Origin of the sequence: Pseudoalteromonas sp. OF7H-1, from assembly GCF_022347825.1 — a bacterium.
In the GTDB taxonomy this organism is placed as follows: domain Bacteria; phylum Pseudomonadota; class Gammaproteobacteria; order Enterobacterales; family Alteromonadaceae; genus Pseudoalteromonas; species Pseudoalteromonas maricaloris.
In genome coordinates, this window is sequence record NZ_JAKRFX010000021.1 from 69645 (window position 1) to 95787 (window position 26143).

The 26143-nt window shown below is 45.1% G+C and carries 21 protein-coding genes; 13 read left to right on the forward strand and 8 right to left on the reverse strand.

What is annotated here, in order from left to right; genetic code table 11:
* Window positions 1–4: 4 nt before the first annotated feature.
* Entirely contained in the window at window positions 5–1090 is a 1086-nt protein-coding gene (gene rlmM, locus MHN30_RS20725; RefSeq protein WP_045961995.1) for a 23S rRNA (cytidine(2498)-2'-O)-methyltransferase RlmM, read from the forward strand.
* Between the two features lie 421 nt (window positions 1091–1511).
* Here rlmM and pilB read toward each other — a convergent pair whose 3' ends face one another.
* The 6 genes from pilB to nadC all read right to left on the reverse strand — a co-directional run bounded on the left by pilB (window position 1512) and on the right by nadC (window position 8437).
* Window positions 1512–3188, reverse strand: coding sequence for a type IV-A pilus assembly ATPase PilB (gene pilB, locus MHN30_RS20730; protein ID WP_130164712.1), 1677 nt, complete (start codon window positions 3186–3188; stop codon window positions 1512–1514).
* A gap of 95 nt (window positions 3189–3283) precedes the next feature.
* Window positions 3284–3913 (reverse strand): dephospho-CoA kinase, encoded by a 630-nt coding sequence (coaE, locus tag MHN30_RS20735; RefSeq protein WP_130164711.1) that lies wholly within the window; start codon window positions 3911–3913, stop codon window positions 3284–3286.
* 9 nt (window positions 3914–3922) lie between these two features.
* Window positions 3923–4801: an A24 family peptidase gene (locus tag MHN30_RS20740; protein WP_130164710.1), complete on the reverse strand. Its 879-nt coding sequence runs from the start codon at window positions 4799–4801 to the stop codon at window positions 3923–3925.
* A 134-nt stretch (window positions 4802–4935) separates the two neighbouring features.
* Window positions 4936–6159 carry a type II secretion system F family protein gene (locus tag MHN30_RS20745; protein WP_239360957.1) on the reverse strand — a complete coding sequence of 408 codons (1224 nt, stop codon included), beginning with the start codon at window positions 6157–6159 and terminating at the stop codon, window positions 4936–4938.
* 51 nt (window positions 6160–6210) lie between these two features.
* On the reverse strand, window positions 6211–6660 hold the full coding sequence (locus MHN30_RS20750; protein ID WP_130164708.1) for a prepilin-type N-terminal cleavage/methylation domain-containing protein: 450 nt from the start codon (window positions 6658–6660) through the stop codon (window positions 6211–6213).
* Window positions 6661–7594: 934 nt separating this feature from the next.
* Window positions 7595–8437: a carboxylating nicotinate-nucleotide diphosphorylase gene (nadC, locus tag MHN30_RS20755; protein ID WP_130164713.1), complete on the reverse strand. Its 843-nt coding sequence runs from the start codon at window positions 8435–8437 to the stop codon at window positions 7595–7597.
* Between the two features lie 267 nt (window positions 8438–8704).
* Between nadC and ampD the strand changes: the two genes are divergently transcribed.
* Together ampD and ampE are read left to right on the forward strand one after the other, a co-directional pair.
* Entirely contained in the window at window positions 8705–9247 is a 543-nt protein-coding gene (ampD, locus tag MHN30_RS20760) for a 1,6-anhydro-N-acetylmuramyl-L-alanine amidase AmpD (protein WP_010607337.1), read from the forward strand.
* Between the two features lie 6 nt (window positions 9248–9253).
* Complete coding sequence (gene ampE, locus MHN30_RS20765; protein ID WP_130164706.1) at window positions 9254–10105, forward strand: beta-lactamase regulator AmpE; 852 nt, start codon at window positions 9254–9256, stop codon at window positions 10103–10105.
* A gap of 71 nt (window positions 10106–10176) precedes the next feature.
* On the opposite strand, the gene MHN30_RS20770 is transcribed toward ampE, so the two are convergent.
* Complete coding sequence (locus MHN30_RS20770) at window positions 10177–12678, reverse strand: PilZ domain-containing protein (RefSeq protein WP_239360958.1); 2502 nt, start codon at window positions 12676–12678, stop codon at window positions 10177–10179.
* Window positions 12679–12806: 128 nt separating this feature from the next.
* Here MHN30_RS20770 and radA point away from each other — a divergent pair, with 128 nt between their 5' ends.
* From radA to MHN30_RS20800, 6 genes are all read left to right on the forward strand, one after another.
* The gene (gene radA / locus MHN30_RS20775) at window positions 12807–14177 is read left to right on the forward strand and encodes a DNA repair protein RadA (RefSeq protein WP_010370516.1); all 1371 of its coding nucleotides are present in this window, start codon (window positions 12807–12809) and stop codon (window positions 14175–14177) included.
* Window positions 14178–14192: 15 nt separating this feature from the next.
* On the forward strand, window positions 14193–15116 hold the full coding sequence (locus MHN30_RS20780) for a DUF945 family protein (RefSeq protein WP_239360959.1): 924 nt from the start codon (window positions 14193–14195) through the stop codon (window positions 15114–15116).
* Between the two features lie 196 nt (window positions 15117–15312).
* On the forward strand, window positions 15313–15876 hold the full coding sequence (locus tag MHN30_RS20785) for a UPF0149 family protein (protein WP_026000986.1): 564 nt from the start codon (window positions 15313–15315) through the stop codon (window positions 15874–15876).
* Between the two features lie 2 nt (window positions 15877–15878).
* Entirely contained in the window at window positions 15879–17189 is a 1311-nt protein-coding gene (gene pepP, locus MHN30_RS20790; protein ID WP_239360961.1) for a Xaa-Pro aminopeptidase, read from the forward strand.
* 12 nt (window positions 17190–17201) lie between these two features.
* Window positions 17202–18374, forward strand: coding sequence for a 2-octaprenyl-6-methoxyphenyl hydroxylase (gene ubiH, locus MHN30_RS20795; RefSeq protein WP_239360962.1), 1173 nt, complete (start codon window positions 17202–17204; stop codon window positions 18372–18374).
* 10 nt (window positions 18375–18384) lie between these two features.
* On the forward strand, window positions 18385–19554 hold the full coding sequence (locus MHN30_RS20800) for an FAD-dependent monooxygenase (protein ID WP_130164703.1): 1170 nt from the start codon (window positions 18385–18387) through the stop codon (window positions 19552–19554).
* A 73-nt stretch (window positions 19555–19627) separates the two neighbouring features.
* Here the strand turns inward: MHN30_RS20800 and MHN30_RS20805 are convergent, their stop codons facing one another.
* On the reverse strand, window positions 19628–20473 hold the full coding sequence (locus MHN30_RS20805; RefSeq protein ID WP_130164702.1) for a LysR family transcriptional regulator: 846 nt from the start codon (window positions 20471–20473) through the stop codon (window positions 19628–19630).
* Window positions 20474–20602: 129 nt separating this feature from the next.
* Here MHN30_RS20805 and MHN30_RS20810 point away from each other — a divergent pair, with 129 nt between their 5' ends.
* The 4 genes from MHN30_RS20810 (at window position 20603) to gcvP (ending at window position 25895) form a co-directional block, all read left to right on the forward strand.
* Window positions 20603–21178, forward strand: a complete 576-nt coding sequence (locus tag MHN30_RS20810) for a hypothetical protein (RefSeq protein WP_010370535.1) — start codon at window positions 20603–20605, stop codon at window positions 21176–21178.
* Between the two features lie 85 nt (window positions 21179–21263).
* Window positions 21264–22346, forward strand: a complete 1083-nt coding sequence (gcvT, locus tag MHN30_RS20815; protein ID WP_045990156.1) for a glycine cleavage system aminomethyltransferase GcvT — start codon at window positions 21264–21266, stop codon at window positions 22344–22346.
* Between the two features lie 76 nt (window positions 22347–22422).
* The gene (gcvH, locus tag MHN30_RS20820) at window positions 22423–22812 is read left to right on the forward strand and encodes a glycine cleavage system protein GcvH (RefSeq protein WP_039491974.1); all 390 of its coding nucleotides are present in this window, start codon (window positions 22423–22425) and stop codon (window positions 22810–22812) included.
* A gap of 182 nt (window positions 22813–22994) precedes the next feature.
* Window positions 22995–25895, forward strand: a complete 2901-nt coding sequence (gene gcvP, locus MHN30_RS20825) for an aminomethyl-transferring glycine dehydrogenase (protein WP_239360964.1) — start codon at window positions 22995–22997, stop codon at window positions 25893–25895.
* The last annotated feature ends 248 nt before the right edge of the window (window positions 25896–26143 follow it).

Here is a 26143-nt window from a genome sequence, read left to right on the forward strand (position 1 = left end):
TCTAATGTCGAGTATCGTTATCTATTGTCGCGGTGGTTTTGAAAGTGACGCCGCAGCCGAAATTAATCATTATGCTGCAAAGCATGGAATTGCAGGCTACGTAAAAGCTAAGCCGAATACTGCTTTTGTAACTTTTGAGTGCTTTTCGCCAAATGATGCTGAGACCTTAGCGAAGAAAATCGACTTTAAGAAACTGGTGTTTGCAAGGCAGTGGTTTGTTGGCACTTTACATACCCATATGCCGATTGAAGACAGAGTGAGCGTGATAAAAGCGGCTGTGGAAGGCTTTCCTTTGTGTGGTGAGCTGCGCGTTGAAACGCCAGATACTAATGAAGGAAAAGAACTTTCTAAATTCTGTAAAAAGTTTTCAACCCCTTTGTCTAAGGCGCTCGAGAAGCAAAACAAGCTGACTCGTGAGGTAAAACCTGCCAAGCCTGTATTACATGTATTGTTCCTTGCCAATAACACTGCTTATGTTGGTTATTCGTTTAGTGATAACAATTCGCCATTCTTTATGGGGATCCCACGTCTGAGAATGCCGTCGGACGCACCAAGCCGCTCGACGCTAAAATTAGACGAAGCATTCCATGTCTTTGTGCCTAAAGATCAGCAAGAAACACGTGTGCGTGCGGGGATGCGAGCCGTTGATTTAGGTGCTTGTCCTGGGGGTTGGACATACCAACTCGTACGCCGTGGTATGTTCGTCGCCTCAATCGATAATGGCCCGATGAATGATGACCTGATGGAAACGGGACAAGTGAAGCACTATCGTGAAGATGGATTCAAATATCGCCCAGAAAAACGCAATATTGATTGGCTGGTGTGTGATATGGTCGAAAAGCCAACGCGTGTTGCTGATCTGATGGTGGACTGGGTGGTGAATGCATTTGCTCGAGAGCTGATCTTTAACTTAAAGCTACCGATGAAAAAACGCTTCGACAGTGTGTATGAATGTCTTACGCTTATCCATGAAGAGCTGCAAAAGTACAATGTGGATTATGAGATCCAAGCAAAGCACCTATATCATGACCGTGAGGAAGTCACGGTACATATTAATGTGCTTAAAGTACCGCAAAATTTGTATAGCTGATTTTAAACGATAACAAGATCGCCGCGTAAAGCAGCTCCCACACAGGTGTTAGCTTATTTGTGGGAGCGATTTCACATCGCGATATTTTTATCAATCTCGCCGCGTAAAGCGGCTCCCACACGGGTGTTATCTTAGTTGTAGGAGCGATTTCATATCGCGATATTTTTCATAAAGATCGCCGCGTAAAGCGGCTCCCACACCGATATTAGCTTAGTTGTAGGAGCGATTTTACATCGCGATATTTTTCATAAAGATCGCCGCATAAAGCGGCTCCCACACGGGTGTTATCTTAGTTGTAGGAGCGATTTTACATCGCGATCTTTTCTATCAAACTCACCGCATAAAGCAGCTCTTGCATAGATGTTAGATTATTTGTGGGAGCGATTTCACATCGCGATCTTTTTGTCTTAATCAATCAGTCTTAATAACTTGTTACGCGGTTGATTTCTGTAAGCGATGTCACCCCTGCGGCGGCTTTTTTCAGGCCAGACTTACGTAGATTATCAAAACCTAACTGCTCTGCTTTTTCGGCAATCTCAAGAGAGTTGCCTCCTTCCATGATCAGGTGCGAAAGCTCTGGCGTGATTTTTACCACTTCATAAATCCCCACACGGCCTTTGTAACCATCGGTGCAGCTTTCACAGCCTTTAGGTGCAAAAAGGGTAATCTCTTTAATTTGCTCGGCAGTAAAGCCTTGCCCTAACAAGGCTTCTTCCGGCAACGTTTCAGGTGTTTTACACTTAGGACAAAGACGTCTTGCGAGACGCTGGGCAATAATCAAACTCACCGAGCTTGCTACGTTGTACGCCGGCACGCCCATGTTTAATAGACGGGTGAGCGTTTCAGGCGCAGAATTGGTGTGTAGCGTACTCAATACTAAGTGACCAGTTTGGGCGGCTTTTATTGAGATCTCAGCGGTTTCAAGGTCACGGATCTCACCAACCATCACCACATCCGGATCCTGACGCAAGAATGCTCTCAAGGCATTGGCGAAAGTCATATCCGCTTTGGTATTGATTTGTACTTGGTTAATACCCTCAAGGTTTATTTCGACAGGGTCTTCTGCCGTGCTGATATTGCGCTCTGGCTGATTAAGAATATTCAAGCCAGTGTAAAGTGACACGGTTTTACCGGAACCTGTTGGTCCGGTTACCAAAATCATGCCCTGAGGCTGTTCTAGTGCGTCGAGGTAAAGTTGTTTTTGCTCAGGTTCATAACCTAGCACGTCAATGCCGAGCATGGCGCTGGACGAATCTAGAATACGCATTACGATTTTCTCGCCCCACATGGTAGGCAGCGTACTCACACGAAAGTCGATACTTTTGCGCTCGGAAATCTTTAATTTGATGCGGCCATCTTGCGGTTTGCGTTTTTCTGCTATGTCTAAGTGCGCCATCACTTTGATACGGGCGGCGAGGCGAGTTGCTAGTGTGTTTGGTGGACTTGCCATCTCATGCAGCAGGCCATCGATACGAAAACGCACGCGATATTTCTTCTCGTAGGGCTCAAAGTGTAGATCCGACGCGCCTTTTTTTATCGCGTCCATTAAGATTTTATTGATATAAACGATGATTGGCGCATCGTCTTTATCTTCGTTGGTGTTTTGCTGTTTAGGCTCGTCATCAACTTCTAAGTCGGCAAATTCTTTAAATTCTTCTTCAGAGATCGAGAGGCCGCCCGTTGCATCAAACAGCTGATCAATCTTTGCTTCGAGTTTTTTGTAGTCGGCTACCAGTACTTCACACTGTAATCCAGTACTAAACTCAAAGTTTTCAAATGCGCCAAAGTCAGTAGGATCAGAAGCCGCAACGTAGAGTTTTCTACCTTTTTGTACCAGCGGTAAAATATGGTGCTTACGGATCAGTTTTTCTTTGACTAGTGCTGGTGGAATTTCACTAACGTTAAAGTGATCAAGATTAAAAAAGGGCACTTTGAATAAGTCTAGGCATTCTTCAGCTAGCTCTTTGGAGCTCATTCCTGAACTTAGGCAAATTAACTCGGCGGTGGTGTTTGCTTCTGGCTGGCGAGACTTTATTTGCTCAGCAGTGACTCGCCCTAAGGTAATAAATTTACGCAGTAGCGGGGAATGATGTTCCATAGTACCTCTTTGCCTTCACATTGAATGCATATTCAATATTTATCATTAAGTTGGAAAAATGCCAAGTTATCACGTTGAGTGTAGAGTAAATTTTACTAATTATTTAGTCTTACTTTCACTTTTGCTAGATTGATAAACTCATTGTGTAATCTATCTGTCTCTTGCAGGCTTTCAAGTAGCGGTCGGTCGTTGTCTAGGATGTAGTCCGCTTTTGCTTGTTTATCTGCGCGCGGTAACTGCGACTCGATAATACGTTTTACTTGCGCTGCATCTACCAAATCTCGGCTGGTTGTTCTTGCGATTTGCGTATCAACAGCAACATCAACAAGTAAAGTGGCATCGCAGTAGCGCTCTAAACCATTTTCGAACAGCAGGGGCGCCGCTAAAACCACGTAATCGCTTTGCGCTTCGTTTAACTGCGTGAGTATTTCATTACGGATAAGCGGGTGAAGTAGCTCATTAAGCCACTGTTTTTTATCGGCATCAGCAAAAATAATGGCTCTTAACTTAGCTCTATCTAAGTTGCCGTCAGGCTGTAAAATGGCACTGCCAAACTCATCAGCAATCGCTTGTAGCCCTGTACTGCCTAGCGCGACTACTTCTCGTGCAACGATATCGGCGTCAACAACTACTATCCCTTTTTGCTGCAAGTGTTTAGTGATGGCCGTTTTACCTGCACCAATACCGCCCGTCACCCCTAAAATCCAACTATTCGTTTTTAGCATTGTATTACTTTACATTATTAAGTTTACGTACCACAGCTGCAGCTGCTCGCCGTACATTAGGGTGATCCAGCCTGCAATGGCTAAGTAAGGGCCAAATGGGATTGGGGTGGCTTTATCTCTGCCTTGAACACTTAATTGGATGCTACCAATAATTGCGCCGACCAGGCTTGAAAGTAGCACTATGGTTAAGATTGCTTGCCAGCCCATCAATGCACCAAAGATGGCTAGCAGTTTAAAGTCGCCATAGCCCATGCCTTCTTTACCAGTGAGTAATTTAAAGAGCCAATACACGCTCCATAAACTCAAATAACCTATGGCCGCGCCGATAATGGCATCATTGGGCTCAATGCCAACACCAAAACAACTGGCAACCAGTACTAACCATAAAGTTGGTAGCGTTAACTGATCTGGCAGCAACATTTCGTCGATATCGATAACCGTAAGTGCGACTAACACCCAAGTAATCAAAATATACAGAGTGGCTTCTAAAGTGGCACCAAAATGCCACGCAACCCATATGGAGAGTAGGGCGGTTGTTAGCTCTACCAAAGGATAGCGTACAGAGATTGACGCGTCGCAGTGGTTGCATTTGCCTTTTAATAATAGCCAGCTGATCAGTGGAATGTTTTGCCACGCTTTAATCGGTGTTTTGCAGCTGGGGCAATGAGAGCTTGGTTTAATTAAATTAAACACGGGTGCTTCAGCGGTTTGTTTTGGAAGCTCGTCAGCGAGCAACACGCGACATTCTGACTGCCAGTTCTGCTTCATCATTTTAGGTAAACGAAGAATAACCACATTGAGGAAGCTGCCGATGCAAAGACTAACGAGTCCGACGGTGAGTAACCAATACCATAACTGGGTTTGCATCAAGTTGATAATATCTTGCATAAGTTGGGCGCTTGCTTATATTTTTTTGTTTAAGTTTTCGAGGCATGCTCGGTATCGATTTTTGCAGTTTACCACACAGCACTATTGAGAGGCACAGCACTGCACCTCTAAATAGTGTAATTTTGTGAACAAAATTAAATAACTGAACCTAGTTGGAATATCGGTAAATACATGGCAATAATCAGGCCACCGATCAGTACGCCGAGTACCACCATAATAAGTGGCTCTAATAGGCTAGAAAGGCCATCTACCGCATCATCGACCTCTTGCTCGTAAATGTTAGCGACCTTTGCCAGCATACCATCTAGCGAGCCTGATTCTTCACCAATAGACACCATTTGTACTACCATATCTGGGAAGACTTTGGTGTTATGCATTGCCCAGTGCATTTGGTTACCCGAGTTGACCTCTGCTTTAATCTCATTAATTGCATTTTTATAAATAATATTACCCGATGCACCTGCGGCAGAATCGAGTGCATCGCCAAGGGGGACACCCGCAGCAAAGGTGGTCGAAAGCGTACGAGCATAACGCGCCACCGCTGCCTTTTTGAGGATCTCGCCAATCACTGGGATACGCAATATCATACGGTCGTTAAAATGCTTTACCGCAGGACTGCGAATAAGCATTTCTTTATAGGTATAACCAAAAAGGCCAATACCAAGTACAAATACCCACCAATATTCCTGCATAAATTCGGAAATCGCGATGACCATTAGCGTAAAGGCGGGGAGTTCAGCACCAAAACCGGCAAAAATATCTTGAAATTGAGGCACAACGAAAATAAGCAAAATACCAGTAACTATGAGTGCTACAGCCACTACGGCAATAGGGTAGAATAGCGCCTTTTTAATCTTAGACTTAAGTGCTTCTGTTTTTTCTTTATAGAGTGCTATGCGGTCAAATATGGTATCAAGTGCTCCTGATTGCTCCCCTGAATGGACAAGGTCACAATAGAGTTCATCAAAATATCGAGGATATGCTCTTAAAGATTTAGCAAGAGGCTGGCCCGCCTTTACTTCATCACAAATATGGCCGACTAACTTTGATAAGCTCTTATTCTTTATCCCGCTAGTCAGCATTTCTAACGTTTGAACAAGCGAAACGCCAGCCATAAGCATAGTCGCGATTTGACGAGTTGTTGTTGCTATATCAACGGGTTTTATTTTCTGAGTGCCAGTAAAGCCAAAAAGGGGTTTAGGTTTGCGCTTAACTTTAGATGGGGTAATGCCTTGCTTTCTTAGCTGGGCTTTAACCAAGGCGACACTTTGCCCGGTCATTTCGCCTTCGAGCTTTTTGCCGCGATTATTAACACCGACCCATTGGAATGTCTCAAGCTGGTTGCTGGAATCTTTCAATTATAAGTACCTAACTAGAGTTTGTGGCCAGCGAAAGCTGGCCAAACAAGATTAGTTACCGTCACATGTAATAGAGCGACCAGTAGTTGAACATCCGGTGCCTGTAAGCGCCCAATTAAGAGTACCATTAGTTGTTGTTGGAGTTAGTGTTAGGGTTAATAATGTTCCATCTGCAGCCGTTGCTGTTGTAGTTACAGCAATTACACCGTCGGTAACAGATAACTGGTCAACATACGCGATAGTAGCTCCATCATTACCTGTTGCAATTGCAGCTGGAATTCCTTCTGCACCAGCATCACAAGCTGTTAACGCACCATTGACTTGTGAGCACAATGCTACCGCTGTTTTATAAGATGCAATACCAGCAGCAGCACCAGCAACTTTAGTCCGTTGGGTGTAATCCTGATACTGAGGCAAAGCTACCGCAGCTAGAATACCGATGATTGCTACTACAATCATTAGTTCGATTAGGGTAAAACCACCCTGTTGTTTTTGAGTCATGATGTGTCTCCTAAATTTTAAGTGACTTAACCGTACAATGTTTAAGTTAAGCGTTTATTAAAACCTTTGCAATAATTACCAATCCATCGAATCAACAAACTGGTGTGCTCAAATTGACTTAACGGCGACCAAGAAGATGCAACAAGCTCATCATTCAAAAATCTTAAAAGCTAAACCCGTTAAGTTTGTGACCGTTCCCTAATCAACTAGAAGTGTAGCACCGATTTAGTTTCAGCGATCACAATTAACATTTACTTTAATAGTAAACGCTGAGCTCAGCAATTGAATTTTAATAATAAATTATTGATTCTCTTGCGGTAGCTCAAGCTTTCCTAATATCGGTTCAAAAAACGAACGGAACCAATCGTTACCGAACATTAAGATCTTGTTACACTCTAGTTCTTTTGTCGTATTTAACGGGTTTTAAGTAGGTTTGTCAACGAAATAGAAAACTTTATCTATTACGTGGGATTACGGGAAAGTGCAGAACACTCCGTTTATGGTAGCGATTTTGTTATTGAATAAGGCTAGGGCCTGTTGACCTTTGCTGTTTGATTTTTGTTCTTCTGAGTGTGTTTTGGTCGCGACGCTCGACTTGCCGCCTAGTAATCTAGGCAAAAGTTGAGCAACAATGAACAAAGCGCACTCAGGTGAACCCAAAGAGCAGCGCTTGACTGGCATTTCTACTGTGTTATCACCTGACTTACATAGAATAACTATGCTACGCAGGCTCTGCCTTGTATAAATACCAGTCAAACTGCTGCAAAAACAAACTTGAAAGATCAACAGGCCCTAGCTACAGAAAATTGAACCATTACTGGCAGTGTCGCATTGATAGCTTGAATGCCACATTAAGTAAGACAGAAAAACAAAAGGGCTCAATCAAGGCCCTTTTTACATGTATAAAAGAGAGGTAGTTGTCTAAAACTTTACATTATTCAAAGCGCATCGACAGGTCGATGCTTTGTACATGCTTGGTCAGTGCGCCGCTTGAAATAAAATCAACACCGGCTTGTGCGTAAGTCGTCAAAATTTCAATGGTCATATTACCAGAGACTTCCAGCTTGGCTTTGCCTTGCGTGATTTCAACCGCTTGTTGAATTTCACTTACGCTGAAGTTGTCCAGCATAATAATATCGCTGCCAGCATCTAAGGCTTGTTGTAATTCGCCTAGGTTTTCTACTTCAACTTCTACCGGTTTGTCTGGGTGGTTATTACGCGCGGTTGCAACGGCTTTAGCGATACTGCCACAGGCGGCAATGTGGTTTTCTTTAATAAGATATGCATCGAATAGACCAATTCTGTGATTTTTACCACCGCCACATTTAACGGCGTATTTTTGTAGCGCTCTTAATCCTGGGATGGTTTTACGTGTATCTAGTAGTTTAGTTTGCGTACCACTTAAAATCTCAACATATTTTGCTGTGGTGGTTGCCGTGCCCGATAGCGTTTGTACAAAGTTAAGCGCCGTGCGTTCAGCGGTTAGAATCGCTCTTGCTGAGCCGCTTGCGGTAAACAAGCGAGTGTTGGCGGCAACAAAATCGCCATCGTTCACAAGTACGTTGACGCTAACACTTGGGTCAACTTGTTGAAAAACCTCCTCGATTAACGCCTTGCCAACGAACACACAATCTTCCCTTGTGATCACATAGGCATTTGCTTGCTGCGTTTCTGGGATAAGGGCTGCGGTAATATCACCTTCGTTTGGTGTTTGATAATTAAGGTCTTCGTCTAGCGCCTGCTTTACCAATTGGCTGATAAGGTTTTGGTCAATCATAGGTTGTCTTTTCATTTTTTCTGCAATGGCCGAATTTTACGCGCGTTTGCCTAGGAGTACAATTGATGGAGAAGAATTCACGAAATTTGGCGAGGTGGCTTTTATTTCGCGGGGTAAACCTGCTGCTGCGATAATGTGTTTTGCTGTGCGAACCTTTATGTCTTTTATGCCCCGGTACTATCGTTACACTACACATAAACCCATCCCTACCTTTTGCCTTATTTTGTCTTTATAATCGAATGCAAACCAAGGCTTGGAACTAATACTTTGAATTGGCTACCTTTTGCTAAGCATAAGCAATCCCCGCATTACGATGAAAGACCACAAGCGTGCGAGATAGATTTACTGGTGGTCCATAATATCTCGCTGCCTGCAGGGTGCTTTGGCACGCCGTACGTGGAAGAGTTATTTATGGGCACGCTGGACTGCGGCGCACATCCAACTTTTTCTGATTTAGAGGGAGTAAGGGTGTCGGCGCACTGCGTTATACGTCGTGACGGTAGCATCACCCAATACGTTCCCTTTATTGAACGGGCTTGGCATGCAGGAGTGTCGCAGTGGCAAGGTCGAACGCGCTGTAATGATTTTGCAATTGGTATTGAAATGGAGGGGACAGACACCACGCCATATACCGAAGCGCAATATGCGAGTTTAGTAAAAACAACGCGTTGGCTGCAGCAGCACTATCCAAAGCTGACGAATGATCGTATTGTAGGGCACAATGATATTGCTCCTGGAAGAAAGACAGATCCAGGGGCTGCATTTGATTGGCAGCATTATTTTACCTTGTTAAATAACCAAGAGAGCTAGGCAAGCATGATCTTAATTTCAATCATCATCGCGCTTATTATTGAACGACTTGGCGCGCGGGCGAACTACTGGCAAGTCGACCATTACCTGCAAAGTTACTACGCGAAAACCAAATCTTGGACTCAGCCAAATGCCATGTTGGGCTCGCATTTCGGTGTGATGCTTTGGTTAGTTATTCCTGCATTGATCGTTGCTTTTATTTACAGCCTAAGTGACTTTGTGTTTTGGCAGTTTGCAATCAATATCTGTGTACTCTTAGTCTGTTTTGGCTGTGCAAAATATCGCAAGCTTTATAAAGGCTATTTGAATGCGCTGACCAGAGGTGATAACGAAGCGGCTACGCTTTATGCGTTGCAAATGGGGCAAGACAAATTAGAAGATGAGCCGGGCGGCGAGACGTTTGGTCAGACGCTTTCGTGGATCAACTTTCAACATTACTGCGGAGTTATTTTTTGGTTTGTGGCGTTGGGCGCGCCGGGCGCTGTGCTATATGCGATGGTAAGACAGATTGTGCATTGGCATCATGAGCAAGAAAATCCGCCACTACAGCATGTGTTTGAGCAGTTTTGCCGGTTATTTTATTGGCTAAATTGGCTTCCTGCTCGGATCGCAAGCTTTGGTTTTTTGATCATCGGTAACTTCAGTAAAGGCACGTCAAGTTGGTTGAAGTATGTGCTAGATTTTAAAACCACAAATCGTCAAATCGTCACAAGCACTGCACTTGCGGCTGAGCAAATTGAGCAACAGTTTTTAGGTTGTACTTTTGAAGCAAGCTGTATGATGCGCCTCGTGAAACGTAATATTTTGTTTTATCTCGTGATTATCGCAGTATTAACCCTATTTGGTTGGGTGGAGTAGCCCTAGCTGCAAATTACACACCTTTATAACAAATGCTCCATATACTGTAAGGGCATATGGAGCAGTTGAAATCAGTGTTTAAAATTGGCCTCTAACCAGCGCTTTTTCTGCTCTTCCATTTTGGTAACAAGCGGCGCATCAAAGCCCATGTTTCGAACCACATACTCCGTAACATCTATCAAATCACACACCCCAGTTACCGACCAAAGCGCTTCTTCTAGGTCTTTTGCTTTGTGGATTGCATAGTGGCTTACATAGCGCAGCTCATTCGCAAGATAATCCATATCTGGGCGGCCGGTTTTTGATACATAAAGCTGATAGACAAAGAGTAGGTCATTGCGTAGTGCTTTTTTAGCATACAAATACAGGCTATCAATGGCCTCTTCATGGGCAATAACTTGCGCACCTACCGCTTCGTGTTGACTGCTTTGGTTTGGATCAAACTTAATAAACACCAAGTATTTGAGTGGTTTATCCTGTCGCGATTTTGTTTTTAGAATTTCTGTTAGCTTTTCTTCGACGAAACGGTCGGGGAAAACGGCTTTGGCGTCCAAGGTGTTATCGTCATTATCGCTAAACGAATGCAATAAGTGGTGAAGGGATGTCGGGTAAAGCCCCTGTCCAATTGCTCCCACCGCATTATGTGAAGTTTCTTTATGTAAATAAAGTGGAAACTGACAAACGGATTTAGTCACCATGTTACGCAGTGCAAGTGATAGCCCCGGCACCTTTGGCGCTTCATCACAAGCAACCAGCTTGTCTTTGTTGCTCTCAATAAGGGCTTTAAAGAACCCCATGGCAGAATGGTCGAGTTGACCTATTTTCTGCACTTTCAAGTTAATGATAGTTTTAGTTTTATTGACCATCATTACTTCATAGCGCAAATTCGTTAAATTGTGCTGTTTCGTCAGTCTCTGCAAATCGACTAAGTCTAAGTGTATTGAGTCACCTTTACTCAGTGGCATTTCTTGGCCGCACTCTATTTGTAAACCCATGACAGAAAAATCACGGGTAACGCAGTTGAACGTACCTTGACCATCAATATGAACGACGACATTGGTTTTATAAAGGTAGCGCCTGTGTGCACGCAAGTTAACGTATTCTAACGCAACCACCTCAAGCGGAGGAGGAGTGGCTGACTTGCCGTGACCGAACTTCTTTAACTGATTAACTAAACTTTGTTCATAACTCAGGCGTTGGAATCGCTCAGTGATCGACGGGTTTCCAATATCTGTCAGTAACATGAGATATTTCACGTCTTGGATAAAGCCTTGCACCCTTGGGGTGGGGCGTTTATTTAGCTTTTCGACATTTTTGCCTGCACTTGCGGGAAGCGAAAGCGGGATAAACGCATCCTCATGATGGCTTGGCATGAGTTGTACTTTAAACGTGCGCCAGCTGTCTTTTTGGCTGCCAAAGGCAAAGAACAGATCGTTTAGTTGCTGCATTTCTTCCAGCTCAAAGTCAAAGGCTGAGTAAAAGTACATTTTGCCTTGACTTGAGTGAGTAAACACATGGCATACCGCTTCTTTTACCGCGCCAGAAAGCGCAAGCAGTCGCTGCATTCGTTTTTGGTTGAAGACGGAATAAAGGCCTGATTGTTTTCTTTCGTCCTCAAAGTAGTAATTGATATGGGCGTTATTTTCGTTGGTAAGCACCATGCTTGGATAAAGCTGTTTTTGTTTCTCACTGATGAAAACAAACAAAGAGCAGACGCGTGGAAAATAATACTGTTCGTAGCCTTTACAAACGACGGCATCCAAAGTGTTGTCGAGATTTATCTTATAGCGGCGTTTGTTACCGTGTATAAAACTATTTAAAAAGTCATCAAACCCTTGGTTTTTCTCGATAAATGTGCGTTTTAAGCGAACTTGGTTGTATTCAATTGTGCCGGGTTCTACAGCGACGACTTCATACTGAATACCTTCTTTCAAGCCAAGTTCAAAGTCTTGCTCGAGACCCACTAAGCGGATCGAAATAATTTGTCCGGGATCTACCTGTTGATTGGTCGGTAACTTTATTTTAGCGCCGCTGAGGGAAATATCGGAGGTAGTAGCGGAAACCTTAGGGCGATTTTTTGCCAGTTCCACTGTGATCTTAATGGAGTAATTCATGCGCTCTTCAGAGCGACTTTCGTACGACGCGAAACGAACGAGTTTAGTGTAGTTATGATTGACCGCGTCCTTTTCTACCTCTTCTTCGCGTGCTTGGGCCTGCTTTTGCATGACCTTATAATTATTGTCGGTACTCATTACGGATTCGTAAACTGCAAGGGTATAACCCCCATGTTTAGCGACTTCCCGCTCGAATACTTCGATTGCTAAGTCATCCATAAAGTGCTGTTTGCCTTCATATTCATAAGGCTTAACTTGACCTGCGACTTGTCCTCTGAGGTCAATAAATCGTGCCACGGGCTGAGATAGCCGCGACATTTCCATTTTTAATAGAAATTGGTCCGGCTTGGATAGGTCCGCAGTACGTTGCTTAAATATGCGATCAAAAGCCGGATCGCCAAGATCCAGCTTTAAATCTTCAATTAAGCTTTGATATTTTTGTAATCTATCTTCAGGCATAAACAGTTTTACACGCGCTCATTTTATGTGACCAGTTGGGTCACCGCCAATATTATGTCAACATTGGCGCTTTATTAGTTTATTCTTAACCTATTATTGTGTTTAAGCAAGATATATACCTGTAATTTATGGCAAAAAAGAAAACAGCATTTGTATGTAGTGATTGTGGTGCCGAATTCGCGCGTTGGCAGGGCCAGTGCTCAGAGTGTAAGGCATGGAATACCGTAACAGAATTTCGCGTTCCATCAGCAAAATCAGTCCCTCAAGGCGGTTCAACGTCAGGTTATGCCGGTCTTGTTGAAGCTAAAGTACAAACCTTAGATGAAGTTAACCTAGAACAATTACCTAGATTTTCAACAGGCTTTAAAGAGTTTGACCGTGTACTTGGTGGTGGTGTTGTACCGGGAAGTGCAATATTAATTGGTGGTAGCCCCGGCGCTGGTAAAAGTACGGTGTTGCTGCAAACCATGTGTCGCCTTGCCGAAACCATGAACACTCTGTATGTCACTGGTGAAGAGTCGCTGCAACAAGTTGCCATGCGTGCGACACGATTGGGGCTGCCTACAAATAAGCTTAAAACACTCGCAGAAACCAATGTTGAGACGATTTGTCAGCTCGCGCTTCGTGAAAAGCCAAGTATTATGGTTATCGACTCAATTCAAGTAATGCACATGAGTGATATCCAATCGGCACCCGGGTCGGTTTCTCAAGTACGTGAAAGCGCTGCTTATTTGACGCGTTTTGCCAAAACTAATCAGGTTGCCATTATCATGGTGGGGCATGTAACTAAAGATGGTACACTGGCCGGCCCTAAGGTGCTGGAGCATTGTATTGACTGCTCCATTTTGTTGGAAGGTAGTGCCGACAGTCGCTTTAGAACCTTACGTGGCAATAAAAACCGTTTTGGTGCCGTAAATGAGTTAGGCGTGTTTGCTATGACAAGCCAGGGCTTAAAGGAAGTAAACAATCCTTCGGCTATTTTCTTAAATCGTGGCGAAGCGCAGACACCAGGCTCATTAGTCATGGTTATTTGGGAAGGTACGCGGCCATTACTCGTGGAAGTCCAAGCACTAGTAGACTATTCGCAGCTCGCCAACCCTCGTCGCGTTACTGTTGGTTTGGAACAAAATCGTTTAGCCATGCTACTTGCGGTATTGCATCGTCACGGCGGTTTGCAGGTGTCGGATCAAGATGTGTTTGTAAACGTTGTTGGCGGTGTCAAAGTGACCGAAACCAGCGCTGATTTAGCCTTAATAGCCGCACTGGTTTCAAGCTTTAAAAACCAAACCTTAGACAGGCAGCTGGTGGTATTTGGTGAGGTGGGGTTAGGAGGTGAGATCCGCCCTGTTCCAAGTGGGCAAGAGCGGTTGCGTGAAGCATCTAAGCATGGATTTACAAGAGCAATTGTACCAAAAGCAAATAAACCAAAAGAAAATATTGAAGGGATGGAAATTGTTGCCGTCTCTAGCCTTAGCGAAGCGCTTGAGGCACTTTTTTAAATAATGGAGTGAAATATGAATAAGTCCACATTAGCAGTTGCCGTTGTGGTGTTAGCAGGCGCAGGGTATGTTGGCGCAAACTATTATGTAAATGAGCAAGTGAAACAAGAGATCACCAAACAGATAGAAAACTTCGAACAAGACAGTGGCCTCGAAGTGAAGTTTGCCAACAGTTCAGTAGATTTGTTTACACGTGGTGTTGAAATCAGCGATCTAACGATATCAGAAACGGAACAAGGTAAGCGGCTGTTCACTATCGATAAGCTAAATGTGTTGGGATACCAACAAGATAAAATTAGCCCTTATTCTGAGCTTGAATTAGTTGGTTTAAAGTTAACAGAAGAGGCTGCCGAACTTACACAAGGTATGTCAAAAGACTTAGTCGGTGCAACTTATCAGTTAAAAACGAGCCTTGCTTACAATGAATCTTCTGGTGCTAGTGAATTTAAATTTGTGACTGCGGCGGATGGTATTTTGAAGACTTCTTTTGACGCGGCTTTTGATAATAGTAAAGCATTTATGGAAGCTTCATTGGCTGGGTTACAGGCTCAAGATGATACTCAAAGTCTAGAGAAAGAACTTCAGCTGCAATCACAAATGATGTTAGCAATGCAGTCACTAGAGCTAAAATCAATGAGCTTTAATATTAATAACGATGGCAACTTAGCACAGCTTTTGGATGCCGAACTTGCACAGCAAGGGATGTCCAAAGTTGACTTTGAAGCGATGGTAGCACAGCAGTTAATGTATTCACCGATGCCGCAAGAGTTAAAAGATGCAATCATTGGCTTTGTATCTGGAATGGAGTCGCTGTCAATTTCTGTGACCGTACCACAAAGCCAAAACATTATGGCGCTTGGGCAACAGCTATCCATGGCTATGGCACAAAATCCAGAAACGCTGTCTGAACTTATAAAGATCAACGCAAGCGGTAAATAAAGCCAATCCAGCTAGTTTAATGGGATTGTGGACTTGCTCTGCAACCCCTTTATCTCTTACACACCCATTCATTCGCCATATCTATTTCACCAAATTGGTGAAATCTAAAGCAGCCTTGAGGCTGATCATACAATTCGTTGGAGTTGCAAAGGCTGCGGTGGTAGCATTGGAGTATCAATTGCTTGGGAATGTATTTATGAGCGAATTCAAAGACTACCAGCAAGCTCAATTGCTATTAGAAAAACACGAATTATTTATTGCCCCTGCCGAAGTTCACGGCACCATTTCTGGGCTATTGGCCTGTGGTCTGAATATCGAAGATTCAGAGTACTTAGGGCTATTGAGCGACGTATTTAACGACGGTCAAAAATTTTCAGCGCCAATTAGAGAGTTTTGCATCGATTTATATAAACAAGTTGCCGAGCACTTTAACGACGGTGAGTTCCAGTTTGAACTTTACTTGCCGCCAGAGGACGAGTCATTACATGACCAAGCTAACGCGCTGATTGCTTGGGTATCAGGCTTTTTACTAGGCTTTGGTTTAAAGCAAAAAGATTACGGTAAGTTATCTGCAGATGTTAAAGAAGTGATTAACGATTTTAGCGAAATAACTAAGCTTGATACTGGTTTTGAAGACAGCAACGATGATAAAGAAGCACTGCTCGAAGTGGTAGAATATGTGCGTGTTTCTACACTGCTATGCTTTGCCGAGATGGGTAAAGAACCCCAGTCCGTTAGCACATCAAAGACGATACATTAATTATGATAAAAAACAGCGAGTTTGTAGCACGCCGTGCGCGTCTTATTGCGGCACTAGATAACAACGCCGTAGCGATTATTCCTGCGGCCGTAGAGTTAACCCGTAGCCGCGACACTGAATTTCCGTTTCGCCAAGATAGCGACTTTTTTTACCTGACGGGATTTAAAGAGCCGGATGCGGTTTTGGTGCTTACGAAAGACAGGGACGGCAATGCACAGTCTACGCTGTTTTGTCGTAATAAAGATAAGGTTGCTGAGATTTGGCATGGTCGCCGTATGGGCTATGAGCAAGCTAAATCGCAACTTGAACTTGACCAAACCTTTGCGCTGAGTGACTTAGACGACGAGCTATTAAATCTCGTGAATGGTCGCAAGGTACTATTCTACGGGCAAGGCACATATAGCGCCTTTGATGATAAGGTTTGGCAGTTACTAAGTACATTGCGTGGCGCACCGAAAAAGGGCTATCGCGCCCCTGAGATCATCAAAGATATTCGCCCACTCGTCCATGAAATGCGCTTATTTAAGTCGGGTGCTGAAATCGCCATCATGCGCGAAGCGGGCAGAATTAGTGCTGAGGCGCACAAACGCGCGATGCAGTTTGCAAAGCCGGGCGCGACGGAATATCAGCTCGAAGCCGAAATTCATCATCATTATGCAATGAACGGTGCGCGTCACCCAGCCTATGGCACCATTGTTGGCAGCGGCATCAATGCGACGATTTTACACTACACCGACAATTGTGATGCGCTACAAGACGGCGACTTAGTACTGATTGATTCGGGTTGTGAACTTGAAGGCTATGCGGCTGATATAACTCGCACTTTCCCTGTAAACGGCCAGTTTACTGATGCGCAGCGCAAGATTTATGAGTTGGTATTGGCGGCGCAAAATGCCGCCTTTGGTGAAGTAAAACCGGGTGGTACATTAGTCAAAGCCAATCAAGTGGCGATGACCGTAATGACTCAAGGGCTAGTGGATTTAGGCATTCTTGCGGGCGACGTTAACGAACTCGTAGAAGCGCAGGCATGCAAAGCATTTTACATGCATGGTTTGGGTCATTGGCTAGGTCTTGATGTTCACGATGTCGGTGAATACAAGTTAGATGAAGCGGATCGTCCATTTGAACCTGGCATGGTACTTACCATTGAGCCGGGTCTGTATTTTGACGAAGATGCGCAAGTTCCTGATGAGTATAAAGGAATTGGCATTCGTATCGAAGATGATCTGTTGGTCACTGAGTCAGGTTATGAAAACTTAACCGCACTGGTGCCAAAAACCATCGCAGAAATAGAAGCATTAATGAATAACTAGTGGACACTTTGCGTGCAACAGTTTGATGTCGTCGTGGTTGGTGGGGGTATGGCAGGAGCCAGCGCCGCCATCGCCATAAAAAAAGTCTCTCCGCAGGCAAAGATTGCGGTTATTGAAGCCTTTGCGCCAAAAGGTAAACAGCATCCAAGTTTTGACGACCGTAGTATTGCGCTTGCTGCGCAGTCGGTCGCATTTTTGGGCGAACTAAATCTATTTAATCCTGAGTGGCAGTACGTTGAGCCAATCACACAAGTGAATGTTTCAGACAGAGGTCATTTTGGTAAAGCGTGGATCAATCCTGAAGATTACAATCAAAAAGCGTTAGGCTATGTGGTTGAAGTCAATCCCTATGGCAGCTTTTTACACGAGCAGTTGAGCAATCTTGATATTGCACTGCTTTGCCCAAACCAAGTGGCGCATTTACATCAACAACCAGAGCAGGTTGAACTGACCCTCGATAATGGCGAGCAATTACAAAGTCGATTACTGGTTGTTGCGGATGGCGCGCAATCTCCCACGCGGGCTAAGCTCAATATCGGCTTTGATAGCATAGGCTACGAGCAAGGCGCATTGATTGCCAATGTGCAAATCGACACGGCTCATGGTGGTCAGGCGTTCGAGCGTTTTACTGAACATGGCCCGATGGCACTGTTGCCAATGAGTGATAATCGCTATTCACTGGTGTGGTGTATGCCTAATGAGCACCTCAGCAAGTTTGAAACGATGGCTGCACACGAGTTTTTAGCTGCATTGCAGCAAGCCTTTGGATATCGCGCCGGGCGCTTTGTGCAAGTGGGTATGAGAGCAAGCTACCCGCTAGTGTTTGGGCGAGTAGAGCAACTCACTCATCATCGGGTGGTGGTGATTGGCAATGCGGCGCATGCCATTCATCCCATTGCAGGACAGGGCTTTAATTTAGGTCTACGAGATATTCAAGTACTAACTTCACAATGTCAGGCGAACGTGCTTGATGAGTGGGGAAGTTTTCACTTTACGCGTGCTTATCAACTGGCGCGAGCGCAAGATATTAATACGGTGATGACATTAACCGATGCGCTCGTTCGACTATTTTCAAACTCATCAAAAACCTTAGCCTTAGGCCGTAGTTTAGGTCTACTCACCATGGCGCTGTCCAAAACAGCAAGAGCGCCGCTGGCCAAGCAATTGATGGGATATAAAGGATAAAGGAGTTGGCATGCAACAAGTTCAAGTTTGTATTGTTGGTGGTGGATGTGTTGGTTTAACGCTGGCGCTGGGGCTTGCGCAGCAAAATATCTCGGTACTAGTGCTAGACAGTGGTGAAAAGCCAACACCATTGGCACAAGAATACAGCGCACGCGTGAGTGCGATAAGCGCTGCAAGTCAGGCTTTATTTGAGCGCTTGGGCGTGTGGCCTGATATTAAAGCGCAGCGCGCCGCGGCATATACTCGTATGGATGTACGCGATAAAGACAGTTTTGGTAAAATCGCCTTTGATAATGTCTCGCTAGACTTACCTGAGCTTGGTCACATCATTGAAAACGATGCCATTCGCTATGCGTTGTTAACAGCACTTGAAACACAGCAATCGGCCAAACTGATGTGGAACACAAAATACCAAAGCTTGCATCAAACAGACACAGATGTGTTGCTAACCTTAGCGACTGGTGAACCTGTGATGGCCAAGTTGGTAGTGGCGGCTGACGGTGCACGTTCGGCTATTCGCCAGCAGTTTAATATGCCAATCACGTATTGGGATTATGATCACCATGCGCTGGTTGCAACGATAAAAACCGCAGCGCCACATGATGCAACAGCAAGACAAGTGTTCCTTCCTGATGGACCGTTGGCCTTTTTGCCGCTAGATGATCCACATACTCATTCAATTGTATGGTCAACCGCACCGGATAAAGCAAAGCAGCTACAAGCCATGCCGGTCGAGGCGTTTAATAAAGCGTTGAGTGCTGCAATTGATATGCAGTGCGGTGTGTGTGAATTGATTAGCGAAAGACATGTTTTTCCTTTGACTATGCGCTATGCAAAACAATGGATGCAAGGGCGGATCGTTTTAATGGGCGATGCGGCACATACCATTCACCCGCTTGCAGGTCTTGGCATGAATTTGGGGTTAAAAGACGCTGCGTATCTGATCACCTTGTTATCAGCACCGCAAGAGCAATTTGCCAGCACACGGATACTGCGCCAATATGAGCGCAGCAGAAAAGCAGATGCCCAAAAGCATATTGCCATGATGCAAGGGCTTAAAGAGCTGTTTGAAGGCAACCATCCGCTTAAAAAGCTAATACGCGGTGTGGGCCTGAGCTTGGTCGACAACCTCGGCCCAATCAAACACCTGTTCGCCAAAGAAGCGATAGGCGGTAAATAAAAAGATCGCCGCATAAGGCGTCTCCCACAGAGGTTTTATATTGTTGGTGGGAGCGATTTTACATCGCGATCTTTTAACCTAACCTCAATGCGATAAACTCAGCGAGTTTATCAACCGCGTGGGCGGATTCTTGGGTGTTTTTGACTAGGCTGATACCGATTTGGCCGAGTTCGGGTAATACCTGAGTTTGGGTCTGATAAGGCAGCTCTGCTGGCACGGTGCTTTTGGCCAGCACAGTGATCCCGAGCCCTTCTTTTAAAGCGGCAGTAAGGCCGGTTAAATCGGCGTTGCTATATACAATCCGGTATTGTAATCCAACTTGCTGCAGCGCTTCGATAGCGCGGCGGCGATAAATACAGCCCTCCGGCGCGGTGACTAAAGTGACAACCGAATGCTGCGCAAGCGATAAATCGCCAACCCAAACTAATTGATCTTGCATAAAGACTGGATATTTAGAGGATGAGAGTTCTTCATTAAGCGCTAGCACCAAATCAAACTGGTCTTGCCTTACTACAGAAAGTAAGTGTTTACTCAATCTTGATTTAACTTCTAATGCAACATCAGGATATAAAGAAACGAAATCACCAATAATAGAAGGTAAGATCCGTGCTGCAAATTCGCTGGGAATGCCTAAACGTACTCGGCCTGTCACACTCTCAGAGGTAAATTGCTGAATAATTGCATCGTTCTGCTGCAGCATTTGTTTGGCTAGAGGCAAAAGTAGCTCACCATATTGATTCAACACCTGCCTTTGGCCCTGTTTTTTAAACAGCTTGCAACCTAGCATGTCTTCTAAACGTTTGATTTGCAAGCTAACAGCAGGTTGAGATAAGCCAAGCAGTTCACCAGCCTTGGCAAATCCACCGACATCGACCACAGTGACCAGCGTTCTTAATCCATCAATTGATAAGTTTTTCATATAAGGAAATGCAATTTATAAAACCCAAGTACATTAATATTATTTATCAATTGATAAGTAAATACAATTTGTTGTTGAGTTTGCGCATCCTTATACTTTTGCTCATCGAAATTTCACTAAGGTAGTGCCATGAGCGTCACGCCAATTATCTTTGCAAAGCACCGTCAGGGCAGTGTTCCGGCGCAAAACCATTACATGCCAACTGATGCTGTTGTTGTACTCGATTTCAGCGGCTTTGAGACCACGCCTTTCTTAAGCCAAATTCTTGCACTTAACTTGAATAAGTTAATGGCACCGGGTTTAGGTTTTCAAGGCAAACTAGACAGTGGCGAAAATTTCGCCGTGTACTATTTTAGTGAAACGGCTTACCGTTTTGTCGTAAGTGAAAGCGCAGCCGCTGAGCTGGCAACACTGATTGATAGCCATGCTGACGAGTTTGATATTGAACTGGTTCGCCGTCATGATTTAGTTGCTGCCACCATAAGCGGTGAGCTTGCGTTTGAGCGTTTAGTCAGTGACTTTACGTTAACGCCAGGCCTTAGGATCTCAGATAAAAATGCCTGCTATGGTAAGCAAAGCGGTGAAGTATTTATTACGACCTTGCTGGTGGACGAACAGCAACAGTATCAGTTGATTGCGCAAGCTGCTGTATTAGATAAGTGGCAAACGACGCTCACTGACGCTGGTTTTAAACTCGTTTCATAAATTCCGTGCAGTTATCGTAAGCGCGATAACAATAACCCCCTCAGCGCCAACCGATGGCGGCTGAGTAAAAAAGTGAAGGATAAGTATGACTTCTAAAACAGTACTACACGCGAAGCACCTAGAAGCTGGCGCGAAAATGGTAGACTTCCACGGTTGGGAAATGCCAATCAATTATGGCTCACAAATTGAAGAGCACCACGCGGTGCGTCAAGACGCGGGCATGTTTGACGTTTCACACATGACGATTGTTGATATCGAAGGTGTAGACGCAAAGGCATTTTTACAAAAGCTAGTTGCAAACGATGTAGCTAAGCTTACTGTGGCTGGTAAGGCGCTATACACAGGCATGCTAAACGAGCAGGGCGGCGTGATTGATGACCTTATCATTTACTTCTTCACTGAAACGCAATATCGCCTAGTAGTTAACTCTGCAACACGCGAAAAAGACCTTGCACATATCGGTGCGGTAGCAGCAGATTTTGATGTGGCAGTTACTGAGCGTCCTGAGTACGCGATGATTGCGGTACAAGGTCCAAACGCAAAAGCAAAAACAGCAACTATCCTAGACGAACAACAACAAGCGGCTGTTGAAGGCATGAAGCCATTCTTTGGTGTGCAAGCTGGCGACCTATTTATCGCAACAACTGGCTACACTGGTGAAGAGGGTTATGAGATCGTAGTGCACAACGATGGTGCGGCGGACTTATGGCAAAAATTATTAGACGCAGGTGTGCGTCCAGCTGGCCTAGGTGCACGTGATACGCTACGTTTAGAAGCGGGCATGAACCTTTACGGCTCAGACATGGACGAGACGGTGTCTCCACTTGCAGCGAACATGGCATGGACAATTGCATGGGAGCCAGAGGAGCGTGACTTTATCGGTCGTGCAGCTATCACTAAACAGCGTGCAGAGCAAAGCACTGATAAGCTGGTAGGTTTAGTCCTAGAAAGCAAAGGCGTATTACGTGGTGGTTCTAAAGTTATCGTAGAAGGTGGCGAAGGTGTTATCACTTCTGGTACATTCTCACCAACTTTAGGCTTCAGTGTAGCGCTTGCGCGTGTACCTCGTTCAATTGGCGAGACTGCACAAGTTGAAATGCGTAAGAAGCTAGTTGATGTTAAAGTAGTTAAGCCAAGCTTCGTTCGTAACGGCAAGTCAATTATCTAGTTTTTATAGATAATAAATAGAATAACATTGATGTCGCTCACGGGGTGACATCGCAACCGACCAAAGGAACAAAAAAATGAGCAACATTCCTAGCGAGTTAAAGTACGCTACTTCACACGAGTGGGTTCGCGCTGAAGGTGACGGCATATACACTGTTGGTATCACTGAGCACGCACAAGAACTTCTAGGCGACATGGTATTCGTTGAATTACCAGACGTAGATGATGAAGTTGACGCGGGTGAAGACTGCGCGGTAGCTGAGTCTGTAAAAGCAGCGTCAGACATCTATGCACCAATCGGCGGTACTATCGTTGAAATCAACGAAGACCTAGAAGATGCGCCTGAAACTGTAAACAACGATGCTTACGGTGACGGTTGGTTGTTCAAAATTAAAGCGTCTGATGAGTCTGAGCTAGATAACCTACTAGACGCTGAAGGCTACGCAAATTCAATCGACGAAGACTAATTTGTTGATAGCAATAAAAGCCCCTTTTTAGGGGCTTTTATTGTTGCCTTTTGAGCAAGGGTGCTTGCTCAAGGTATGACGAGATCATGCCAATGTTTTTAGAATACTGCCGTTACCAAGGTATCTCATTTAGATAAAAACAGTATTCACCTTTTTCATTTGGATCATAGGAACCTGGACTAATGTCAAACGCCAAATCTCTTGAACAGTTAGAGCAAAAGCAAGATTTTATCCGCCGCCATATCGGGCCAAGCCCAGCACAGGTGAGCGAGATGCTAAGCGCTCTTGGAGTATCTAGTGTTGAAGAGCTGATCGGTCAAACTGTACCTGCTTCAATTCGTTTAGAAGAGGGCTTACAGATCGGTGAAAGCCGCACAGAAGTGGAAACCCTAAGCTACCTGAAGTCAGTAGCAAGCAAAAACAAGGTTTTCAAATCTTATATCGGTCAAGGCTACCACCCAACGCACGTACCTCACGTTATCCTACGTAACGTACTTGAGAATCCGGGTTGGTACACTGCTTACACCCCTTATCAGCCAGAGATTGCGCAAGGTCGCTTGGAATCACTACTTAACTTCCAAACGCTGACTATGGACATTACCGGCCTAGACTTAGCCAGTGCATCACTGCTTGACGAATCCACTGCAGCGGCAGAAGCAATGGCGCTTGCAAAACGTGTATCTAAAGCGAAAAAAGCAAACATCTTCTTTATTGCCGACGACGTACACGTACAAACTATCGACGTAGTATCTACGCGTGCTGAGCAGTTTGGTTTTGAAGTAGTAGTAGGTCCTGCTAGCGACGCTGCTAACCACGAGATTTTTGGCGCGCTATTCCAGTATCCAACAACATCAGGTGAAGTGGTTGACGTTACTGACCTAATCGCACAAGTACAAGACAAAAAAGCGATTGCCTGTGTTGCCGCAGACATCATGAGCTTAATGCTACTTAAAGCACCTGGTAAACTAGGTGCAGACGTAGTGCTTGGTTCTGCACAGCGTTTTGGTGTACCTATGGGTTACGGCGGTCCACATGCAGCATTCTTTGCTACGCGTGATGCTTACAAGCGTTCACTACCAGGCCGTATTATTGGTGTGTCTAAAGACCGTTTAGGTAACGACGCGCTACGTATGGCGATGCAAACTCGTGAACAGCACATCCGCCGTGAAAAAGCCAACTCAAACATCTGTACTGCACAGGTGCTACTTGCGAACATGGCTGCGTTTTACGCGGTTTACCATGGTCCTCAAGGTCTTAAGATCATTGCTGAGCGCATTAATCGCCTTGCAAGCATTCTCGCAACGGGTCTTAAAGCAAAAGGCGTGGCACTTAAGCACGATACGTGGTTTGACACCATTACTGTTAAAGCGGACGATGCTGACAAGCAAGCGGTTGTGGCGCGTGCGGTAGCAAAAGGCGTGAACTTTGCCCTTAACCACAACGGCGAATACTCAATTGCAGTAAACGAAACCACAACGCGTGCAGACGTAGCAGAGCTATTTAACATCATTTTAGGCGACGACCACGGCCTAAATGTAGATGCGCTAGACGCACAAGTGTCAGGCGAGAACATCACAGGTATTCCTGCAAGCTTAGTGCGCGACGACGAAATTTTAACGCACGCAAACTTCAACAGCTATCACAGCGAAACCGAGATGCTGCGTTATATCAAGCGTCTTGAAAACAAAGATTTAGCACTAAACCACTCAATGATCTCATTGGGCTCGTGTACCATGAAGCTAAACGCAACCGCTGAAATGATCCCAGTGACTTGGCCTGAGTTTGCAGAGCTACACCCGTTCTGCCCAATCGACCAAGCACAAGGTTACAAGATCATGATGACTGAGCTGCACGACTGGCTTGTGAACATCACAGGTTACGACGCAGTATCACTACAGCCAAACTCAGGTGCACAAGGTGAATACGCAGGTCTTATCGCGATCCGTAAGTACCATGAGTCTCGTGGTGAAGGCCACCGTAACATCTGTTTGATCCCAAGTTCAGCGCACGGCACAAACCCAGCGTCTGCACAAATGGCAAGCATGAAAGTGGTTGTGGTTGACTGTGATAAAAACGGTAACATCGATATGGAAGACCTACGCGCGAAAGCCGCAGACGTAGCTGAAAACCTATCGTGCATCATGGTCACTTACCCGTCTACACACGGTGTATACGAAGAGTCTATCCGTGAAGTATGCGACATCGTGCACCAGCACGGCGGCCAAGTATACATGGACGGCGCAAACATGAACGCGCAGGTTGGGGTAACTAGCCCAGGTTCAATCGGCTCTGACGTGTCACACTTAAACCTACACAAAACATTCTGTATTCCACACGGTGGCGGTGGCCCAGGTGTTGGTCCTATAGGTGTTAAATCGCACCTAGCGCCATTTATGCCTAACCACAGCGTGATCAACGTAGAAGGCACAAACGTAGGTAACGGCGCGGTTTCTGCGGCACCTTACGGCTCTGCTGCTATTCTACCTATCTCGTGGGCATACATCGCGATGATGGGCAGCGAAGGCCTAAAACAAGCAACAGAAATGGCAATCGTGAACGCTAACTACCTAACGGCTAAGTTGAGCGAGCACTACCCAATTCTATACCGTGGCCGTAACGACCGTGTTGCCCACGAATGTATTGTTGACCTTCGCCCACTGAAAGAAGCCACAGGCATTACCGAAATGGACGTTGCTAAGCGTCTACAAGACTACGGCTTCCACTCACCAACGATGTCGTTCCCAGTAGCGGGCACACTTATGGTTGAGCCAACGGAATCTGAGTCTAAAGTAGAAATCGACCGCTTTATCGAAGCTATGGTTTCTATCAAAGGTGAAATCGACAAGATTGCATCAGGCGAGTGGTCTATCGAAGATAACCCATTAGTATTTGCGCCACACACGCAAGCAGACGTACTAAGCAACGACTGGAACCGTGCATATGATCGCCTCGCAGCGGCATTCCCAGTACCAAGCGTAGCAAAAGACAAATTCTGGCCAACGGTAACCCGTATCGACGACGTATACGGCGACCGTAACCTAATTTGTTCTTGCCCAGCGGTTGATACTTACCGCGATGCGTAAGAGTTTGTAGGTCGCGCTTTAGCGCGACTTAGCAAATATTGAAAAGCCGCTCTTTGTAAAAAAGGGCGGCTTTTTTGTGGGTGTGGATTTGGTGAAGACACATTTTTGGCTCTTTTCTTGGTTTGTGGGAGATGTATGGACTCCTCCCCCTTAACGGGAGAGTACGGTATAAAGATATTGCAAAACACTTTTACCAAATAAGGAGTCCATACATGACACAGTCTAATTTAATTGCTATCGACTTGGCA

Bases quoted from the DNA above. Each gene is read 5' to 3' on its own strand.
- rlmM (WP_045961995.1), top strand. From the start codon at position 5: ATGTCGAGTATCGTTATCTATTGTCGCGGTGGTTTTGAAAGTGACGCC.
- MHN30_RS20810 (WP_010370535.1), top strand. From the start codon at position 20,603: ATGAGCGTCACGCCAATTATCTTTGCAAAGCACCGTCAGGGCAGTGTT.
- MHN30_RS20740 (WP_130164710.1), bottom strand. From the start codon at position 4,801: ATGCAAGATATTATCAACTTGATGCAAACCCAGTTATGGTATTGGTTA.
- pilB (WP_130164712.1), bottom strand. From the start codon at position 3,188: ATGGAACATCATTCCCCGCTACTGCGTAAATTTATTACCTTAGGGCGA.
- MHN30_RS20805 (WP_130164702.1), bottom strand. From the start codon at position 20,473: ATGAAAAACTTATCAATTGATGGATTAAGAACGCTGGTCACTGTGGTC.
- MHN30_RS20785 (WP_026000986.1), top strand. From the start codon at position 15,313: ATGAGCGAATTCAAAGACTACCAGCAAGCTCAATTGCTATTAGAAAAA.
- MHN30_RS20750 (WP_130164708.1), bottom strand. From the start codon at position 6,660: ATGACTCAAAAACAACAGGGTGGTTTTACCCTAATCGAACTAATGATT.
- pepP (WP_239360961.1), top strand. From the start codon at position 15,879: ATGATAAAAAACAGCGAGTTTGTAGCACGCCGTGCGCGTCTTATTGCG.
- gcvT (WP_045990156.1), top strand. From the start codon at position 21,264: ATGACTTCTAAAACAGTACTACACGCGAAGCACCTAGAAGCTGGCGCG.
- MHN30_RS20780 (WP_239360959.1), top strand. From the start codon at position 14,193: ATGAATAAGTCCACATTAGCAGTTGCCGTTGTGGTGTTAGCAGGCGCA.
- gcvP (WP_239360964.1), top strand. From the start codon at position 22,995: ATGTCAAACGCCAAATCTCTTGAACAGTTAGAGCAAAAGCAAGATTTT.
- MHN30_RS20770 (WP_239360958.1), bottom strand. From the start codon at position 12,678: ATGCCTGAAGATAGATTACAAAAATATCAAAGCTTAATTGAAGATTTA.
- nadC (WP_130164713.1), bottom strand. From the start codon at position 8,437: ATGATTGACCAAAACCTTATCAGCCAATTGGTAAAGCAGGCGCTAGAC.
- MHN30_RS20800 (WP_130164703.1), top strand. From the start codon at position 18,385: ATGCAACAAGTTCAAGTTTGTATTGTTGGTGGTGGATGTGTTGGTTTA.
- ampE (WP_130164706.1), top strand. From the start codon at position 9,254: ATGATCTTAATTTCAATCATCATCGCGCTTATTATTGAACGACTTGGC.
- coaE (WP_130164711.1), bottom strand. From the start codon at position 3,913: ATGCTAAAAACGAATAGTTGGATTTTAGGGGTGACGGGCGGTATTGGT.
- radA (WP_010370516.1), top strand. From the start codon at position 12,807: ATGGCAAAAAAGAAAACAGCATTTGTATGTAGTGATTGTGGTGCCGAA.
- gcvH (WP_039491974.1), top strand. From the start codon at position 22,423: ATGAGCAACATTCCTAGCGAGTTAAAGTACGCTACTTCACACGAGTGG.